This window comes from Pseudoalteromonas sp. 2CM32C (genome assembly GCF_023161925.1).
Taxonomy (GTDB): domain Bacteria; phylum Pseudomonadota; class Gammaproteobacteria; order Enterobacterales; family Alteromonadaceae; genus Pseudoalteromonas; species Pseudoalteromonas marina.
Genome location: NZ_JALNTI010000001.1, coordinates 737,977 through 755,871, shown reverse-complemented (window position 1 = coordinate 755,871; position 17,895 = coordinate 737,977). Strand labels below are relative to the sequence as shown.

The window sequence follows — 17,895 nt, the reverse complement described above, 5'->3', positions numbered from 1 at the left end:
TTTATTTTTTACACTTTTATTTTTTGAATTTTACACTATAGTTAGGTTAACGTAAGTTTTAAAGTGTAAAAAAAGATGGTTGATTACAGTGTTGATACTTTGGTGTTTGGAAATGGTGAGCGTTACCCAATTTTGATGGGTAGCGATGACATGCCACACTTTCACATAACCTTATGGACAACAACTAAACTGCGATCTAATGGTAAACAATTTAACACCATATCTAATAAACTCGAACATGTGAAATGGTTCCTTCAGTGGCAAGTTGAAAATCAAAGAGACTTATATTCAGAATTTCAGCAAGGTAAATTTTTAGATACAGATGATATTCAAAGTATTAAGTCACACCTAGCCATTGATATCAGACAACTTAAAATAAGTACTTCAAGAAAAAATAGCAGCCGGAATAAAGTCATCAATTTAGCTGAACGTCCAACTTTAGTTGATGTTATTCCTTCTGTTGGTCGTAACCACCATTACAACCGAATGACCTCTGTTATTGAGTATTTAGATTTTTTAGCGAACTTGGCGGTAAAAGAGCAAGCTTCTTCGATACTGTATGCAAAAATTAAGAAAATGACTAAGCAATTCAGGGCGGCTCGACCTAAAGGAAAAGGCCAAAATGTTCTTGATAATACAGAAAGTAAAACGTTACCTGAGGAGCTAGTTAGAGAATTTATTGCTGTTGCACATTATGACAATCCTCAAAACCCTTTTAAGAACGAGGTGATACGGTTTAGAAATCATCTCATGTTTCATTTAATGGAAAAACACGGAATTAGGGCCGGAGAGCTACTATCTCTGAAGTTAGAAGATATCACTGTGCATGGTAGCGGAAAATCATTTTGGGTAAGAAGGACTCATGATGATGTTCATTATCCAAAGAAAAAGCAAAGAGTTGCGAAAACGAAAGAGCGGAAATTAAAGATAAGGGATACTACAGCGGAGCTATTGGATAAGTATATTTTACAATACCGCAAGCAGACACCAAACACGAAAAAGCATTCTTACCTCTTTGTCGCTCACCGAAAAGGTGACACTCAAGGACAACCGCTATCTGGTTCTACATTTGATAATACGATAGTGCCAGCAATGAAATCTGTGGACGAAAAATTTTCAGATATACACCCACACTATTTTCGTCACGATTGGAACGAAGGCTTCTCTCAAAAAATTGATGCAAATAATGAGTTGGCGGCAGCGGGAGTTGAGGGCTTCGAATTTATCGATAGTAGTAAAGAGGCGAAAATGAGAATGCAGCAAATGGGGCATTCAAGTGAAAAATCTGGCGATACTTATAATAAACGCCACATAACTAAAAAAGCGAATGAGGTTAACTTAAATGAACAAGAAGAATTAAACAGGAAAGCAGCGGAAGCTAGGAGCGGTAAATGAATAATAGTGTAGCAACTGTCTCACAAAAAAAGGGCATCGTTTTAAAAGATACTTCAAGTAAAGTATCTAAAGACGGGTATAGCTTCGATATTAATTCCGATAGATGGAAATTAAATAAAGACACAACAATTAGCTTTCAAAAAGAAGTGCTTGCACTAGAACCTGCTGTGCATGATGGATTTAGAAAATCCTTAGCAAGATATGCCGAAGAGTCTTCGGCTAAACATACTTTAAATATGTACCATAGATTTCAAAGAATGGTGCGTGATACTGGATGTACATCAGTTGATGAATACATAATTAGAAACTGGCGTGCGATGCTAGATAACGAACATGAATGGTATCTAGGGGCACTTCGTGGCTTTTTAATAAGTTGGCATGATTACGGATACAAAGGAATTAGTAGCGAAGTTGTTAATGTACTAGAAAGTATGACCCTTTCTGGAAATCAGAAAGGGGTAGCCATCGCAAATCGCTGCCCATATACAGGCGCATTAACGCAGAATGAACAGATAGCCGTTGCCAATGAGCTTATTAGGATGTTTGCAGAAGATAAAATTTCTTTAGCCTGTTACAGCTATTTAGTCACATTGCAAGCTACAGCAAGAAGAGCCACACAATTACGGCAATTAAAGGCGATGGATCTTTTAAAGGAAAAATGCCCTAAAACAAACAGCACCAATTTTTATCTTAACATTCCAAGAGCCAAGCAACGAGGCGTAGGGTTTCGGGAGATGTTTAAGAAACTGGCAATAACAGAAGAACTATATCTCACACTACTTAATTTAGCGGAAAGTGAAGGAAAAAAACTGACTGATGTATTAAACCTTAATCTTAGTAAATCCCAGATGGTGCAAATTCCGCTTTTTATTGATTGGGTTACTGTTGAAAAATTATTGGACGGTGAGGTCATTACTGATTCTATCGAAATGGCATTAAGTTCGGATTTGTTACATATATCCACAAGCCAATTAAGAGATGGCTATATGAAGCAAGTCAATGTCCTGAATCGAGCTGTAAGTGAGAGAACTGGCGAAATTATTCAATTATCCGCAAGGCGTTTTAGGCGCACTCGTGGTACTAATCTTGGTCGAAAAGGGGTAGGTGCATTAATTATTGCTGAAGCTCTTGATCAGTCAGACACCCAAAACGTTAAAGTTTATACAGAGAACACAGCGGATACGGTAACTTATATTGATAAGGCCGTAGGAAAGCAGCTAGCGCCATTCGCTAAAGCATTTAAAGGCGAGATCATTGTAAATTTAGATGATGGTGAGCGAGGCGACGATCCATCTGCTCGTATACCGAATAATGATAATGAAGCTGTCGGTGCATGTGGTACTAATGACTTTTGTGTTAAAGGTTATGAAGCTTGTTATCTTTGTGAAAAGTTTAGACCTTTACTGGATGGACCTCATGAAAAATTCTTAGAAAGCCTATACGCTGAAAAAGAAACTCGCCTCAAAGCGACAAAGAGTGAGCAATATGCTTCAACTAAAGACACTTTAATATTGGCTGTTGAATGGGTAGTGCAAGCTTGTGCCGAAATGAAGCAAAAGCAAGGAGACACGACTAATGGCTGATAATGTAATCCGTTTTAAGGCGAAAGCAACACTCAATGCTGAGCAAAATCTGAGTAAATTTATTTCTAATTGCAGAACACACTTAAATGTATTTGGAATAGATAAATGGCATGAAAACAAATGGGACACAGTTAAGGGAACAAGAAAGGTGGTTGCCCGTTTTTCAACGAATTTGAAGCCCTCTAATTCTTACCAGTACGAACCTTTAGCTGCACCATTTATAGATTTTGCAAAAGCATACATCAAGCATACCTATACAGATAAGCCAGTTTCTAATTTACAACGTCACATGGAAGCACTACGTGTACTTGAAGAAGCCTTGATTTTATCGACAGGAAGCGCTGATATTTTGATGCTTGATGGCACAGCACTGGGACGATTGGATGAAGTGTTTCATCGGCAATTGTCAGATTCTACGGCAAGAAATAAATCTGGTTATCAAATGGAGTTGATATTGAATTTTTGCCGTGAAAATTTAATTGCCCCTAATCTACCTGAATGGAACAATCCCTATCAAAAAATTAAAGATTTAACTATAACCGTTGATGAAAAAGGCAAGGAGTACCGTTCAGAAAAATTACCCACTAGTGAAGAAATGTTGCTAATTGCAGAGCTTTTCAACAAAGCACCAACTCTAGGTCTGGAAGTTGAGTATTTCACTGCCGTTTATGCGCTACTCATGGTTGCCCCATCTAGAGCATCAGAAACGACAACACTTTCTACTGACTGTCTTGTTTGGGAAGAAGATCGTGCAGGAGATTTGAAACTTGGACTGCAATGGGTTCCTGCTAAAAAAGGAAAGGCGGGAGTTAAATGGGTTCCCACCCAAATGCAAGATGTAGTAGTTGATGCTGTGGAGCGACTTAAACGTATTGGTGAGCCTGCACGAAGTGCGGCTAAATTTGCAGAAGAACACCCCGAAGAATTTATGATCCATGACGGATGTATCACACCTGAGGGCTTTTCAATAGACAAGCCTTTGTCAATTGAGCAACTTAATGCTGCACTTTCTACAAACTATAAACAACTTGAAAACCAACGTACAAAATGGTTAGAAAAACTATTGGAAGACAATAGTGGTAGCATTAGTTACCGGGTGTTAGGGGAGCATGAATACAGTAAGTACACCAAAAAGTTCCCGAACTGGCCTTACTCGGATAAAAACAAACATGTAAAAGTTTCCGAAGCACTGCTCTTACATAGGGAAAATGAGTTCCACGCAGATTTTAATCCCAGAGGCTTTTCTTTTTGGATACCAACTGTAAATCAAATTAATGATCGATTTATACAGGGAGGTGCAAGAGGTGAACGCAGTATCTGGATTAAATATGGGTTTAGTTTGAAAAGTGGTGAAAACATTGACTTATCTACTCATAAAGCTAGGCATTGGCTTAGCACTATGGCGGAAAGTGGTGGAATGGATGCACTGACATTGGCTCACTGGGCAGGAAGAGCAAAAGTTGACGATAACAAAAAATATGATCACCGCACAGAAGATGAAAAGGCAGAAGAAGTTGCAGCCTTAATGCTGCCAGAAGATGCCAATGTTTTAGATAAAATAAAAAATCGTATACCTGTGACTTTTCAGGATATAGGCAAGGATTTGGATGGAGCTGCCATTGTAACGGAGCTTGGTGTTTGTGAGCATGACTATGCAATGTCACCTTGTCAGCGAAACGGTGATTGTGAAACTTGTAAAGAGCTGGTCTGTATCAAAGGTTTTAGTGACTCTTTAGTCTTACTCAAAAAGAGAGAGAAGGAAATTCAACAACAACTTGATAAAGCTTTACTTGACCATGAAATGGGCACCTTTGGTTCAGATCGTTGGGTAACTAATCAAGGTTGGCGATTAGCTCATATTCGAACAAAAATCCGCTTGCTGGAAGACGAGAATACCGCTGATGGCACACCGATTAGAATTCCAGAAGAATATGACCCCTCTCCTGTTAAAGAAATGTTGAGGGAGAAAGGGCTGGTAACTGATGTAGTAAGTCCTGAAGAGATAGATTTTTCTGATGAAATATTCAACCTGATGGAGCTTTAACGATGCCCAAGATCATAGTTACTAGCGACAATATCACTGAAATATTACACCTAATTGATACATGGAAAGGTAAATTAACTTGGCCTCTTTTATGTGAGCAGGTTAAGTCTATGCTCGGATTGGAGGATGTTACTCGTCAAACTTTATCTGGTTATAAAGAGATTCAGGAAGCCTTTACTGCACGCAAAGAGTTTTTGAGGGAAAACACTGTTGAAGAAGTAAAGACTAAGGATAGTAAGGATAGTGACGTAGAGTACCTGATGACCCAAATTGAAGGACTAGAAGCCGAGTTAGCTAGAGCCAATAAAACAATAGAGAAATACAAGCAGAGGTTCGTACTTTGGCAGTTCAACGCTTATAAACATGGAATAAGAATAGACTCACTTGATGACGCTGTTGAAATGTTAGAACAACCGTTGACTGAATTGAAGCGCAGGACAGGTGGCTCGTAATGGCAACAGGAAAAGGCTTAAACGGTCAACAAAAAGCACAAAAGAATGTAGATGACTTCATCGCTTGGGCTGCATCACAATCTGATGATGACTTTAAACAGATCATTTTTAGAGGGCAGTTAAACCGTGGCGAAATAGCTAAAGCTGTTGGTTGCGGAAAATCTGCTTTGAATCAGAATCCATTGCTAAAAGAGCAGCTTAAGAGCTTGGAAGATAGACTTCGAGATACGGGGGTTTTGCCAAGGCTTACTGAAAACGCTAAGGGCGCTAACAGTAAGCCAAAGCAATATGATAATACTACCAACCGTAAGTTATTAGACTCTAAACGCTTATCTAGTCTAGAAGCCGAAAATGTTGAGCTGAAAGCTAAAGTTCAAGAGCTTGAAAATAGATTAAAACGGTTTGGCGAATTATCAGAAACGCTTGCTGAAATGGGGTTCATGCCAAGATGAACTCGGTAGCTCATGAAGAACAATTCCGAGTCACTAGCATTCCATTTGCTTCCTCAAAGATGGTTATTTTCAGCGGTGTGCCGCTGCGGAAGAACTCATACAAAATAAATAGTGGCAAATACTACGTCACCATTAAGACTCACCCTAACGAGATTCCCGTGCAACCTGCAATTGGTCAACACTGGTCTGTCAGAGGCAACAGGCTAGTTGAAGACATGGATACAGGTGACTATGTAATGCAGCAGCATACATACGAGTCACCAGCGCACGTTGAATGTCAGTTGCCAGAGACAGGTGAGCAACTAATCAAGTTTATTGCTAAAGAAAATGACTTTAAGGGTATCGGTGAAAGTAAAGCTAGGGCGCTCTGGGAGTTATTAGGCAAAGATTTCCACTCAATTGCTAGTAATGACAACGCTGAGTCTCGATTACGCCTTAAAAAGCTTCTCAGTGACGAATCAATCAATGCTTTGTTCAAGGGTTATGCAAAATATAAAAACCTAGGGTTCTGTAACTGGATGTCTGAACGGAAAATTCCAGCCACTGTTCAACAACGACTGTTAAAACATCATAGTGAAAATTCAATTGAAGCGATAAAACATAACCCATACATTTTGGTGGGTTTTGGCATGTCATTTGAAGATATTGATTTAATCGCTTCAAACGCAGAATCGGGCTTAAACATACAAAAAGACGATGACAAACGCTTGAGTGCAGCCATAGAAATAGCAATTAGAAAGGAAATTGAAAAAGGCCATACCTATACATCACAAACGGATCTGCGTCCAAGGCTAACAAAACTACTTAAAGACAAAGAACTCGTTAGCCAAGCTTTTAAAGCTGGTTACGATAAAGCGCAATACATCCTCAACACTGAAACGGGAAATTATCACCCTACAGCTCAGTTGCTGATGGAAAATGTCGTTACTAAACGACTAAAACAGCTATCTGAGCAAACAGACCTTTATGATGAAAAAGCCAACAGCGCCTACCTGAAAGCTGTTAGTGAGTTACCTTATGAATTAACGCAAAAGCAAACTGAGGCTGTTACAACGTGCTTAGATAACGCAATTAGTTGTATCACTGGTGGTGCAGGAACAGGTAAAACCACGGTACTGAGAACAGCGCTTCGAGCATACTATCAAATGGGGTTTGAAATACACGCTGTAGCGCTAAGTGGTAGAGCCGCTATGCGTTTACATGAGTCTATCGGTTTTATCACATCAACTATTGCCAAGTTGTTACGAGAAGCGCCTATAGAGCCAACTTCAGAGCAACAGAAACATCTGTTGGTAATTGATGAAGCTAGTATGATTGATTTGCCAATGATGTACCGTTTAGTGAATCACATACACCCATCAGTCAGGATTATTTTTACTGGTGATCCAGATCAACTTCCGCCTATTGGTTGCGGTAAAGTGCTGGCTGATATCGTTCTTGCCGAAACAATTACTAATACCAAACTTGATATAGTAAAACGGCAAGAAGGCACAACAGGAATCCCTGAATATTCAAAATTGATTAATCAAGGAATTGTTCCTGATAACCTTTCATCGGGAGCAGTATATTTTCATCAAACTGAGAGAGAAGACATAGCCAGAGTATGCTGTGACCTATACCAGAAATCACCTAGTGATAGTCGAATCATGGCTCCAACTAAGAAGTTAGTTGCTGATATAAACAAGTTAACGCAAGAGGCAGTTAACCCTGATGGTGAGTTGTTGGAATTCACTATGCACGGAGAGCAGTACTTTCAAAACCTAAGACTAAATGATCAAATACTTTTTACTCAAAACCACTACGATAAATGCATACAAAATGGTTCTCTTGGTACGCTAACCAGTGTTAATTTTTCTGGTGATACCTACGGTGAAGTAACGTTAGATACTGGTGAGGTGATAGAGGTTAACCAATCTGTATTGGATTGCATGGAACTGGGTTATGCAATAACACTTCATAAAGCTCAAGGGTCGCAATTTCCTCGAATTATTATAGTCTTACAAAAAGGAAAAATCGTAGATAGAGCTTGGCTGTATACAGCAATAACAAGAGCCGAGGCTGAGATCCATATAATTGGTAGTTTGCATGATTTAAGGATTATCACAGAAGCGCATAGTAACTCGCATAAGCGAAATAGTTATTTAGTTGAATTATTATCTCAATAATATACGTCTCTAAAGAGCGAACAACGGACGCTGAATTATAGTCACTTTGACCCAATCAGCTTATCTGCAATTTCCCCCATCGAATTGCCAATAATTGCTGGTTTTTTATAAGTTGGGTTATATGGTGCGTTAAATCGGTCTAAGAAAGCCGCATTTAATCCGGCGCATAAAGCGCCATGGGTATCCCAGTCATGGGCGGCCACCAATGTCACGTTATGAGAAGCGACATTTAGCTTTTCAACGGCATATTTATAAGCATCTTCGGATGGCTTAAAAGTCTTTGTGTTTTCAACTGAAATAGCGTTATCGAAATATTCGGTTAATCCAGCATTTTTTAACTGAGATTTAAGTAAAGTTTCAGATGAATTTGAGAAAGCAACAAGCTTGAAACCCACACTTCTCAATAAAACCAATGCAGGCTTAATATCATCATGCGCAGGTAAATTTGCTAATGTACTTATAACATCGCAACTTTGCTCACTAGTTAACGATTTATCTAATCGACCAGCGAGTGCATTTAAGCTCGCCACTGCTAAGTCTTTAAAGTTTGTGTTTACCTTGGTTGTTAAACATACGGTAGATGAATGGAGTAACATTGAAAACCAAGTATCCAAGAATAGTTCGTTGCCAAAGTACTGCTCAAACTTAGGCCTTAATTGAGCTAAGTTTAAGATAGTCTCATTGATGTCAAATAAGATAACTTGCTGCGGCATGCTTACTTCCTTATAAATAATAAAGACTAAAATGGGTAATTAATAAATATGGCTTCTATTTTTTTGTCTAGTAGCTGCTTATCACTATTTATTTTCGCAAATGTACGTAAGCCTGCTATTTGAATCTGAATATGCTCCACGAGTTCTTGGGCATCTTTAGCTTTATCTATTTCGCCATTAGCTTTAGCTTGCTCAATCAATACGACCATTTCATCAGCAATTTCACCAAGGTGGTTTTTAGTCACATCAATCAGCTCTTGATTTTCCTCGGTCAATTCACCTAAAGTTTTTGATAGCATACACATACCATTTGGCGCATCAGTCTGTGTATCAATGACTAGCGCTTTAACAAATGCTTTCAGTGTATCTATGGGGGATTTATTTTGCTCTGCAAGGCTTTGCATCTGAGCTAATCCAATATCGGTATAATTTCTTAATGCTTCTTTAAATAAACCATCCTTGCTACCAAATGCTGAATATATGCTACCGGGACGCATATCAATCTCATCTTGTAAATTACGCATTGAAGTTGCGTGAAAGCCCTTCTTCCAATAAAGATTAGTTGCTTTATCTATCACCTCTTGGCGATCAAATTTCGCTGTCTTTGCCATTACATCTACCTATAAAGACCACTTGAACAATCGTTCAATTATAAGTTTCTATCGAGTCAAGGTAAAGCGATAAATAACCAATATCCCATTAAGGGATTGTTTGAAAATTTTTTAATTTTTTATGTTTAATTAATTCAGGTAGATAGCTTCGAAAGGGCTATCTATTTGAACGATCGCTCAAATTAATGCTTGAACGATCGTTCAAGTTGATTTAAAGTACACCACATCAACGAGGCGAAGTAAGTATTACGCCACATATACATGACAGACAGGTTAGGCACTCGCCTAAGATATTTGGAGAAATAAAATGAGCAAATTTACATTTCACACAGTAGAAACAGCACCAGAGAAAAGCAAAGCAATGTTAGAAGGTGCAGTTAAGCAGATGGGTGCTGTACCGGGTTTGTATGCAGCTATGGCTGAGTCACCAGAAACACTAAAAGCTTACCAACAGCTACATCAGTTATTTATGTCAACTTCATTTGATGCAGAAGAGTTAACTGTTGTTTGGCAAACCATTAATGTTGAGCATGAGTGTACTTTTTGTGTTCCTGCTCATACAGCAATCGCACATTCAATGAAAGTTGATCCTGCATTAACTGAAGCATTGCGTAACAGCGAACCAATGCCGACAGCCAAATTACAAGCATTACATGATTTTACCTTAGCTATGGTACGTGAGCGCGGCAACGTATCTGACGAGCAAATGGAAGCGTTTTTCGCTGCTGGTTACAGTCAGCAACAAGTGATTGAAATTATTCTTGGTTTATCACAAAAAGTAATCAGTAACTATGTTAACCACGTAGCTAAAACACCGGTTGACTCTATGTTCGCAAAATTTGCTTGGACTAAATAGTACGAGCATAAATTAGTCAAATTTTACCTCGTCTCTGTGACGAGGTGAGCACTAGAAAGAGTTTTTAGGAGCAAGCATTATGTCTTTTAATTTTAAGCAAAAATATGGTGGGTGGGCACTGATAACAGGTGCTACATCGGGTATTGGTCAGCAGATGGCTAAACAATTAGCTGCTGATGGTATGGATGTTGTTCTTGTTGCAAGACGAGAACAAGAATTAAAGGATTATGCACAACAGCTTAAGAATGATTTCAACATTCAAACAGATATCATTGTTGCTGATCTAAGCAGTGAGCAAGGTGTCGAGAAAATTAAAGCCGTTAGCCACGATATCGGATTGTTGGCTTTGTCGGCAGGGTTGGAAACCAATGGTGCATTTGAAAAGAATGATTTAGAAGCAGAAAAGCGACTATTGCAAGTCAATGTGATGTCTACTATGGAGCTAAGTCACCACTTTAGTCAAACGATGATTGAACGGGGTAAAGGCGGAATTTTGTTGGTTGCAAGCATGTTTGGTCAAATGGCCTCTCCTTACTTCTCAACATATGCGGGTTCAAAAGCATTCGTAATAAACTTTGGTCAATCACTCTACGGAGAGCTTAAGTCGAAGGGTGTAGATGTGAGTATTCTTTCTCCGGGCTTAACCCAAACTCCTATGGCAGTGAGCACTGGTGTTAATTGGAAAAAAGTGCCAATGGACGCTAGGTCGCCAGAGGAAGTTGCAAAAGTTGGTTTGCAAGGTGTTGGTAAACGTGTTTTGACCGTGCCGGGTTTGCGCAATAATATTATGGCGTTTATGGCTGATTTAACCCCTCGCAAAATGATGTCACTTTCAATGCAAAAAATCCTAAACGGTGCATTAGATACTAAACGTCTATAAAACTTTTTCAATATACTTTTTAGTAGCTTGTGTGATGCAAGCTTTTCCATTGGAGCTGAATAATGACTAAAAAAATTAAACTCGACATTATTTCTGATGTTGTTTGCCCTTGGTGCATTGTTGGTTTTAATCACCTAAATGCAGCAATAGAAGAGTTAGGTCTTCAAGATAACGTTGACATAGTGTGGCAGCCTTTTGAATTAAACCCTGATATGCCATCAGAGGGCGAGGAATTACGTGCTCATGTTGCGAGAAAGTATGGCTCTTCAAAAGAAGATAGTGATCGAGCCAGAGCTAATATTACCAAAGCTGGTGTTAATTATGGCTTCGAGTTTAACTACTTTGATGGCATGAAAATAGTTAACACCTTTGATGCCCACATACTGCTTGATTATGCCCATAGTGTAGGTAAGCAGATGGATTTAAAGATGCGTTTGTTTTCAGCATTCTTTACTGAGAAAAAAGATGTTTCAAAACAAGAGGTCTTGTTGGAAGAAGCAGGTGCTGTGGGTATCAGTAGAGAAAAAGCAATAGCAGCGCTAAACAATGAAGAAATAAAACAAAAAGTTAGAACACTTGAAGCTCAGTGGCAGCAACTAGGCGTTAGTGGTGTACCAACGGTGGTTTTTGACCGTACAAGCGCACTAACAGGTGCGCAGCCCCAAGAAAATTTTAAGCAAGTGTTGCAAGAATTAGCCCAGCAGCATGGGTTCTAACGTCATGACTTTAGATATTTTATTTAGCTTACTTGGTTTTTTGACTACAGCGATAGGCGCAGTTTTGTATTTTGCCAAAGTTAAAAAGCGCAGAACACCTAAAGTGCCAGTACTATTTATTACTGCACTTGCAATTGGTTCATTGTTTAGCGCTATCGCGATCTTTCTAACTGTTCAATCACTATCCATTGGGTCAGTACTTGTAATATTACTGTCTGCCATGCCTTTAATGATGACAACGGTATTTATCATAACTTTTAAAGAAGCGAAGCCTCCTCTAGGTAATTTGCAAATAAAAGTAGGCGACAAAGTACCTCAATTTCAAGCTAAGGATATCGATGGTACGGTATATGACGCTAACCAACTTAAAGGCCGAAGAACGTTATTAAAGTTCTTTCGGGGATCATGGTGTCCGTACTGTAGTACCGAGCTACAAATGTTTGAAGAAATGAAGCCTCTTTTTGATGAATATAATGTCAACATCGTTGCGCTTTCAAATGATGATATTCAATCAGCTAAAAAGCACCAAGCAAGAGATCAGTTAAGCCATACGCTATTGTCTGATCCTGAGCTAACGGTAATTCGCCAATTTGGTGTTGAACATCACAAAGCATTAGGCGGTGAAAGTGCATCTAGCAAAACGTTCTTTGGTTTGCCGTTTCCTATGGTGATGAAATATAAACCTATGGCAATTCCAACAACTTTGTTAATAGATGAAGATGGAATTATTCGGTGGATAGACCAAGCTGAAGATGTTCGTTTAAGAGCGAATGAATTTAAGCTAAAAGAGGCACTAAAAACACTAGTTGAGTAACTTGCTAAGAACCGATCACAATCTGCTCGGTTCTTATATTAAGAGCATCGGTGCAGATATATAAGCTTTTATTGAAACATAGCGCCCCACAAGTTTTCTGCTCCTTTGTTCATATTGTTAAAAATTTCATCACGAAAAGTTACCACACGGGAAGAAATCATTTTTCTGTCAGTCCAAACAATGTATGCCGTTCCAGTTGGGCACTCTACCTTGGGTAAAATTGGAGTTAGCTTGTTATTTTCTGCTAAACGCTTTAGTGCCACTTTAGGTAATAAACATATGCCTGCTCCAGCAATAGCTGCCTGAATATTCAACCGTAAGCTGTTAATCGCATACTTAGGTTTTACGGGGATTTTTATCGTTTTGTCTTCTTCTTTTAAATGCCAATAAGGAAAATTATTGCCCGCCAATAGTTGGTGGCCTAGCAGTGCTTCTGCCGAATCCGGTGCAGGGTGGCGTCTTAAATATTCAGGGGAAGCAGCCAAGGCTAGTTCGGCCTCAAATAACCTTTTTTGCACTAAGTTTGGCGATGTAGCTGGCATGGTAACAATCGCCAAATCAATTTGTTCATCGATAAAACCTTCAGCATCAGAGGCAAAGTGAACGAAAATGTTTACGTTGGGGTGCAGCTTCATAAACTCTATGGCTAACGGTTGTAAAAAGAAATCAGCAAAAGGCTCAGGACACGAGATATGAATATCTCCAGTAAGCTCTCCTTGGCTATTTGATAAGCTGAGCCATTGTTCATCTAGTTGAGCGAAAACATGAGAAAACTTCTTGTAGACTTCCTCTCCAGCATTGGTAAGTCTAAAATTTTTCGCGTCTCTATGAAGAAGCTTTTCATTAAGTTGCTCTTCAAGATGAGCAACTGACCGGGAAACCGTAGGTGCAGAGGTTTTAGCTTTGATACTTGCAGCAGCAAAACCTCCAGATTCAACAGATAAGCAAAACCAATATAAGTTAGTCATTTGTTTTGTATTTATCATATTCCCACCTTCAGACTTGCAGTTAACTCATGGCTACATATATGTATTCTTAAAATGCATTATTGTCTATTTTTGAATGGATGGCAAGCGATTAGAATAGCTTCATTGATTAGTCGCAGTGACTAAATTAAGTGAATAGTTTTGGAGTTAAAGATGAAAAAGTTTCCACGTAAATTTCAATATCCGTTAATGATGTCTATGGTGCTACCAACCATGTTATTAGGAATGTCTGGAATAATGGCCTATCGTAATTTGCCACTTGATGGTGATTTCTTTGCTGCTTGGGGGGCGGCTATTGCACAAGTAGTACCACCCGCATTATTACTTTTAGCAGTAGTTGCACCGATCGTTAGATTGTTTGTTACTAAATTCCTTTTACAGCCAGAAGAAGCTTAAGCTTCTTACAGGATGATAAATAGTTTTCTTTATTGGAGTTGACCTGATGAATACTCAAGTTCTATTGGAAGTTAGTATGATTAGTACAATGGCATTAATCACAATAGCTTACCTTTTTCGTTCAAACGCAAGTACAGGAAACAAGATCCAAACCTTCGTAATTGCGCTATTAGGTGGCTTTATGGTGTTAGGTGGAACAGCAAAGTTCTTTCAACCTTTTGCTACGATGTTCGCTTCTCAAGTTGAGTTAAGTGGCTTGCCATTGCCTAAACTCGCCAAATTTGCAGGACAAATGGGTGAAATTACCGCAGGTATAATGTATTTGCTGGTATTAACCAAAGATAAGTTAATCTCCGCTAACACCGCTGAGATATTGCTTAAGAGTGCTACATTGTTGACTTTGGTTATTATGACTGTCGCAGTTTATGTTCATTTATCGCCAAACGTACCTGCTGAAGTATTACCATTTCAATCAAAACCGCCAGTATTGACAGTAATAGTGATGTTCATTTCTCTTTGTACTTTTATAGCGAGCAAACGTAAAAGTTAAAAATCGTAGCTCTGTGCCAATGTCTGTTATTGCACTAAGAGGCTCTTCATAGCCGCATGGTTGCAGTGACAATTCGATGTTTATCGTTAACATCAATCCCGAATTGTTGGAACAAGTCGTACTCAAATGTTATGGTTAAACACACTGCAAAAATTCATGGATGAATGAGTACCGCTGATGGAATCAGCGTAAATTATTTAAATTGAAAAGTGTCAATTTAAACGTTGCAATACGCTTAATTAGGGGCTGGTTCACTATTATGTTTACGAAAAAATTATAAGTGTAAAATTAGAGTGTGATAAGAAAGTGGTTTGCTGGTTGATTACCCTTATTTTATATAGATTTTTTCATTCACTCAGTCACTCGCTTGGCTAGTGTTGTGAAATTTTACGGATACTACCGTTCTAACCAAAGAAAGAATGTTGAAATAAATTATAGAAAGCCGCTATTAAGCGGCTTTTTTATGTCTTTCACTCCATCAATGTTAGCCAATTTTCTCGTGTTGCTAATAATGGTAATTAGCTTAAGTACTGTTTTACATTTAAAGTTAATTGGCTACCTTGTGCTTATGGCTTTTTTGAACAACACTTTAGTGACTAATATTACGTGTGGGTGAGTTATGTCTAAGGGGCAGTATTGGTTATTAAGATATTTTAAGCCGATTTGTTTGGTCATGCTTGTTGTATCGCTTATTGGCTTTAACCTCATTTTAAGCAATGCGTTACATTTAAAAGTACATAGCGCTGGCCAGCAGCTCACAAAGCAAGTTTATGAGTTACAATTAAATGCCCCTTTGAATCAAAAAACACTGTCTGTTTTAGCACAAAGCAATGGCTTTATGCTTGCACCTGAGTCGTCTTCCCTCCACTTTAAAAACATTATAAAGCCGCAGCTTGAGGTGTTTTCATATAAAACATTGAACTTAGGCCTTTACCATTCACCTGTGTGGATAATGGAAAGCTACTTATTTATTTTACTTAACCTGGTGATAGTGGGTGCCGCTATATCATTATACCGTTGGGGAAGCGCTGCTAACTTTAGAAAATTAAAACACCGAAGTCGTCATCACAAGCCGACAAAATTGACTAGTAGTATTTCCAATTTAAATGTGGTTAAAAATGTTGAAAGTGAGGAGTTAGCCTCACTATATGCTGCCGCTGAACAGTATCATAGTTTGTTTGTTTTGGTCAGTTGGGAGTGTAAGTTTGACAAAAATACCGACTTAGAAACTAGTTTTAAAGTTTTTATTCTAAAAGGTATTCCAGAGATAAAAAAAGTAGCTGTGAAACTTATTAATCCAGACAAGCTAACCATTATGCTTTACAACGTACCTATTGCAGAGCTTGATCGGTACACGGAGCGTTTGCATAAAATAATTTTTAATGTGTGCCAAAGCCATCAAAAAAATACGACTCGTAAGCATGTTAAATTGGGTGCGTGTAATTTTCGTCTAGGAGCTGATCAATCAAAGGTTTTGCAAATAGCGCAGTCGGCCCTAACGCTTTCAAAAAATAGTATGTTATTACACCGTCACCGGTTGGCGCTGAGCAAAAGCCAAGAAGTGTTATTTTGTAATGAGCAGGTTATAAACAATATTAAGAAAAATAAATTTATGCTGTCTTTTCAGCCTGTTTTCGATCTGATTAGTGGTGATATTATCCAGCATGAGGCGTTAATTAGAGTAAGACACGACATGCATGGATTACTAGCGGCTCAGTATTTTATTAACCAAGTTGAGAGTAAAGATGACGCGTTAATTCTAGATAAGGCGGTATTGTCGCAAATACTAACACTTGTAATGGCAGAGAAGTCGCCTTTGAGCGTAAGTATTAATATGCATCCTAAAAACTGGCTTAACGATAAGTTTTGGAGCTGGTTAACCATGCAAATGGATAAGCTTAATCTAAGCTGTCAATTACAGTTTGAAATGAGTGAGTCTCTCTTTTGCAACAACAAAAATGCGTTATCAACTACGTTAAATACAATAAAAAAACACAGATCTAATATTATTATTGATAATGTAAAAACGAGTGAAAACATTCCTTTGCTTATTCACTGTGAAGAGGTAATAGGCCTAAAGCTAAGCTATGAACTCGTTCACTTAGTTAATGAAAAATCGCATAATCAAAAATGTATTAAAGAGATTGTTGATGCAGGTAAAATGCTAAACCTTCCTGTTTATGCCGTAGGCGTTGAGACTCAAAAAGAGCTCATTATGTTAACTAAATTGGGCGTTGCTGGCGCACAAGGTTTTTATTTTTCGGAGCCTTTACAAGAGCTAACTCAGGCTGTTTTTCATTAAAATATTTAAGCTTTGTAAATTAACGCCTTATGCAATGGGGCTTAACCGAAAAGAAGTATGCCTAAATTAGTTTTCTGTATTTAAGACCCTTTAGCCCCTGCAAGCCACCGGTATGAATCGCAATTATTTTACTGCCAGAAGGGAAATAATCTTGCTCTATTAGGTTCCATATTGCGTACATCATTTTACCACTATAAATAGGCTCTAATGGTAAATTATGTGTAATATCCATATATTGGCAAAACGCCCATAACTCAGGGGTAAATTTACCGTAACCACCTCCATGAAAGTCGCAAAGTAATTGCCAGTTAGTTTGTGACTTTGCTTTGCAGCTTAGCTCCCGGACTTCATCTATTAAATATTGCGCTTGCTTTAAAACTGCAATTCCTATTATTTGTGTTGCTGTATTACTCCCCTCAATTAACCCTGCTAATGTCCCTCCGCTTCCTGTGGGGCAAATTAGGTAATCGTGTTCTGGTAAACTTTGTGCAAGCTCTGCACAACCGGGTACTGCATAGGTATTTGTCCCGCCTTCGGCAAGAATATACGCATCTGGAAACTTCTCTTGAAGCTCAGCAAGGTATTGTGAATCGTTTCGTAACTTATATTCAATGCGATTAACAACATGAAGCTGCATGCCACACTGCTGTGCAAATTGAATTGTTGGGTTGCTTAGATCTAAGTTAGGCCCGCGAATAATCCCATGTGTTTTTAAACCAAAGATTTTTCCAGCTGCGGCGCATGCATGTATGTGGTTTGAAAACGCCCCACCAAAAGTAAGTAGCTCAGTTTTATTCTGCGACTGCATTTTTAATAAATTATATTTTAGTTTGCGCCACTTATTCCCATTTATTAGAGGGTGAAGCAAATCATCTCGTTTTACTAGTAACTCAATGCCTTTACTTTTTAACCACGGATCATCAATTGTTTGCGTAATAGTGGTTTCATTTATTTTGAAAGATGCAGGCATTTTTTCTCAA

Annotated in this window: 17 protein-coding genes; 13 read left to right on the top strand and 4 right to left on the bottom strand. The window is 38.5% G+C overall.

Going from position 1 to position 17,895, the window contains the following annotated elements; translation table 11 throughout:
- Positions 1–75: 75 nt before the first annotated feature.
- Genes MTF67_RS03510 through MTF67_RS03485 form a run of 6 tightly spaced genes read left to right on the top strand, consistent with a single transcriptional unit; the run spans position 76 to position 8,091 of the window.
- Positions 76–1,395: a site-specific integrase gene (locus MTF67_RS03510; protein WP_248518706.1), complete on the top strand. Its 1,320-nt coding sequence runs from the start codon at positions 76–78 to the stop codon at positions 1,393–1,395.
- On the top strand, positions 1,392–2,978 hold the full coding sequence (locus MTF67_RS03505) for a site-specific integrase (protein ID WP_228768559.1): 1,587 nt from the start codon (positions 1,392–1,394) through the stop codon (positions 2,976–2,978). The genes MTF67_RS03510 and MTF67_RS03505 overlap by 4 nt, the downstream gene beginning before the upstream one ends.
- Complete coding sequence (locus MTF67_RS03500; protein WP_153916528.1) at positions 2,971–5,022, top strand: integrase; 2,052 nt, start codon at positions 2,971–2,973, stop codon at positions 5,020–5,022. Before MTF67_RS03505 ends, MTF67_RS03500 begins: the two co-directional genes overlap by 8 nt.
- A gap of 2 nt (positions 5,023–5,024) precedes the next feature.
- Positions 5,025–5,474, top strand: coding sequence for a hypothetical protein (locus tag MTF67_RS03495; protein WP_153916527.1), 450 nt, complete (start codon positions 5,025–5,027; stop codon positions 5,472–5,474).
- A complete protein-coding gene (locus tag MTF67_RS03490) occupies positions 5,474–5,926 on the top strand; it encodes a VPA1267 family protein (protein ID WP_153916526.1) in 453 nt (150 codons plus the stop codon). The genes MTF67_RS03495 and MTF67_RS03490 overlap by 1 nt, the downstream gene beginning before the upstream one ends.
- On the top strand, positions 5,923–8,091 hold the full coding sequence (locus MTF67_RS03485; protein WP_153916525.1) for an AAA family ATPase: 2,169 nt from the start codon (positions 5,923–5,925) through the stop codon (positions 8,089–8,091). The genes MTF67_RS03490 and MTF67_RS03485 overlap by 4 nt, the downstream gene beginning before the upstream one ends.
- 41 nt (positions 8,092–8,132) lie before the next feature.
- Here the strand turns inward: MTF67_RS03485 and MTF67_RS03480 are convergent, their stop codons facing one another.
- Positions 8,133–8,804 (bottom strand): haloacid dehalogenase type II, encoded by a 672-nt coding sequence (locus tag MTF67_RS03480; protein ID WP_153916524.1) that lies wholly within the window; start codon positions 8,802–8,804, stop codon positions 8,133–8,135.
- A gap of 26 nt (positions 8,805–8,830) precedes the next feature.
- On the bottom strand, positions 8,831–9,415 hold the full coding sequence (locus MTF67_RS03475) for a TetR/AcrR family transcriptional regulator (protein ID WP_153916523.1): 585 nt from the start codon (positions 9,413–9,415) through the stop codon (positions 8,831–8,833).
- Positions 9,416–9,722: 307 nt separating this feature from the next.
- Between MTF67_RS03475 and MTF67_RS03470 the strand changes: the two genes are divergently transcribed.
- The 4 genes from MTF67_RS03470 (at position 9,723) to MTF67_RS03455 (ending at position 12,681) form a co-directional block, all read left to right on the top strand.
- Positions 9,723–10,271, top strand: a complete 549-nt coding sequence (locus MTF67_RS03470) for a carboxymuconolactone decarboxylase family protein (RefSeq protein ID WP_153916522.1) — start codon at positions 9,723–9,725, stop codon at positions 10,269–10,271.
- A 79-nt stretch (positions 10,272–10,350) separates the two neighbouring features.
- Entirely contained in the window at positions 10,351–11,151 is an 801-nt protein-coding gene (locus MTF67_RS03465) for an SDR family oxidoreductase (protein WP_153916521.1), read from the top strand.
- 62 nt (positions 11,152–11,213) lie between these two features.
- On the top strand, positions 11,214–11,867 hold the full coding sequence (locus MTF67_RS03460; protein WP_153916520.1) for a DsbA family oxidoreductase: 654 nt from the start codon (positions 11,214–11,216) through the stop codon (positions 11,865–11,867).
- Positions 11,868–11,871: 4 nt separating this feature from the next.
- Positions 11,872–12,681, top strand: coding sequence for a peroxiredoxin family protein (locus tag MTF67_RS03455; protein WP_194945106.1), 810 nt, complete (start codon positions 11,872–11,874; stop codon positions 12,679–12,681).
- A gap of 68 nt (positions 12,682–12,749) precedes the next feature.
- Here the strand turns inward: MTF67_RS03455 and MTF67_RS03450 are convergent, their stop codons facing one another.
- Positions 12,750–13,667, bottom strand: a complete 918-nt coding sequence (locus MTF67_RS03450; protein WP_153916518.1) for a LysR family transcriptional regulator — start codon at positions 13,665–13,667, stop codon at positions 12,750–12,752.
- Between the two features lie 153 nt (positions 13,668–13,820).
- Between MTF67_RS03450 and MTF67_RS03445 the strand changes: the two genes are divergently transcribed.
- The 3 genes from MTF67_RS03445 to MTF67_RS03435 all read left to right on the top strand — a co-directional run bounded on the left by MTF67_RS03445 (position 13,821) and on the right by MTF67_RS03435 (position 16,915).
- Positions 13,821–14,063: a DUF2798 domain-containing protein gene (locus tag MTF67_RS03445; protein WP_153916517.1), complete on the top strand. Its 243-nt coding sequence runs from the start codon at positions 13,821–13,823 to the stop codon at positions 14,061–14,063.
- A gap of 46 nt (positions 14,064–14,109) precedes the next feature.
- Positions 14,110–14,613, top strand: coding sequence for a hypothetical protein (locus tag MTF67_RS03440; protein WP_248518704.1), 504 nt, complete (start codon positions 14,110–14,112; stop codon positions 14,611–14,613).
- 619 nt (positions 14,614–15,232) lie between these two features.
- On the top strand, positions 15,233–16,915 hold the full coding sequence (locus tag MTF67_RS03435; protein WP_248518703.1) for an EAL domain-containing protein: 1,683 nt from the start codon (positions 15,233–15,235) through the stop codon (positions 16,913–16,915).
- Positions 16,916–16,976: 61 nt separating this feature from the next.
- On the opposite strand, the gene MTF67_RS03430 is transcribed toward MTF67_RS03435, so the two are convergent.
- The gene (locus MTF67_RS03430) at positions 16,977–17,885 is read right to left on the bottom strand and encodes a pyridoxal-phosphate dependent enzyme (RefSeq protein ID WP_248518702.1); all 909 of its coding nucleotides are present in this window, start codon (positions 17,883–17,885) and stop codon (positions 16,977–16,979) included.
- Positions 17,886–17,895: the final 10 nt, after the last annotated feature.

Excerpts from the sequence above, each read along its gene's own strand:
- MTF67_RS03510 (WP_248518706.1), top strand. The coding sequence starts at position 76 with ATGGTTGATTACAGTGTTGATACTTTGGTGTTTGGAAATGGTGAGCGT.
- MTF67_RS03505 (WP_228768559.1), top strand. The coding sequence starts at position 1,392 with ATGAATAATAGTGTAGCAACTGTCTCACAAAAAAAGGGCATCGTTTTA.
- MTF67_RS03500 (WP_153916528.1), top strand. The coding sequence starts at position 2,971 with ATGGCTGATAATGTAATCCGTTTTAAGGCGAAAGCAACACTCAATGCT.
- MTF67_RS03495 (WP_153916527.1), top strand. The coding sequence starts at position 5,025 with ATGCCCAAGATCATAGTTACTAGCGACAATATCACTGAAATATTACAC.
- MTF67_RS03490 (WP_153916526.1), top strand. The coding sequence starts at position 5,474 with ATGGCAACAGGAAAAGGCTTAAACGGTCAACAAAAAGCACAAAAGAAT.
- MTF67_RS03485 (WP_153916525.1), top strand. The coding sequence starts at position 5,923 with ATGAACTCGGTAGCTCATGAAGAACAATTCCGAGTCACTAGCATTCCA.
- MTF67_RS03480 (WP_153916524.1), bottom strand. The coding sequence starts at position 8,804 with ATGCCGCAGCAAGTTATCTTATTTGACATCAATGAGACTATCTTAAAC.
- MTF67_RS03475 (WP_153916523.1), bottom strand. The coding sequence starts at position 9,415 with ATGGCAAAGACAGCGAAATTTGATCGCCAAGAGGTGATAGATAAAGCA.
- MTF67_RS03470 (WP_153916522.1), top strand. The coding sequence starts at position 9,723 with ATGAGCAAATTTACATTTCACACAGTAGAAACAGCACCAGAGAAAAGC.
- MTF67_RS03465 (WP_153916521.1), top strand. The coding sequence starts at position 10,351 with ATGTCTTTTAATTTTAAGCAAAAATATGGTGGGTGGGCACTGATAACA.
- MTF67_RS03460 (WP_153916520.1), top strand. The coding sequence starts at position 11,214 with ATGACTAAAAAAATTAAACTCGACATTATTTCTGATGTTGTTTGCCCT.
- MTF67_RS03455 (WP_194945106.1), top strand. The coding sequence starts at position 11,872 with ATGACTTTAGATATTTTATTTAGCTTACTTGGTTTTTTGACTACAGCG.
- MTF67_RS03450 (WP_153916518.1), bottom strand. The coding sequence starts at position 13,667 with ATGATAAATACAAAACAAATGACTAACTTATATTGGTTTTGCTTATCT.
- MTF67_RS03445 (WP_153916517.1), top strand. The coding sequence starts at position 13,821 with ATGAAAAAGTTTCCACGTAAATTTCAATATCCGTTAATGATGTCTATG.
- MTF67_RS03440 (WP_248518704.1), top strand. The coding sequence starts at position 14,110 with ATGAATACTCAAGTTCTATTGGAAGTTAGTATGATTAGTACAATGGCA.
- MTF67_RS03435 (WP_248518703.1), top strand. The coding sequence starts at position 15,233 with ATGTCTAAGGGGCAGTATTGGTTATTAAGATATTTTAAGCCGATTTGT.
- MTF67_RS03430 (WP_248518702.1), bottom strand. The coding sequence starts at position 17,885 with ATGCCTGCATCTTTCAAAATAAATGAAACCACTATTACGCAAACAATT.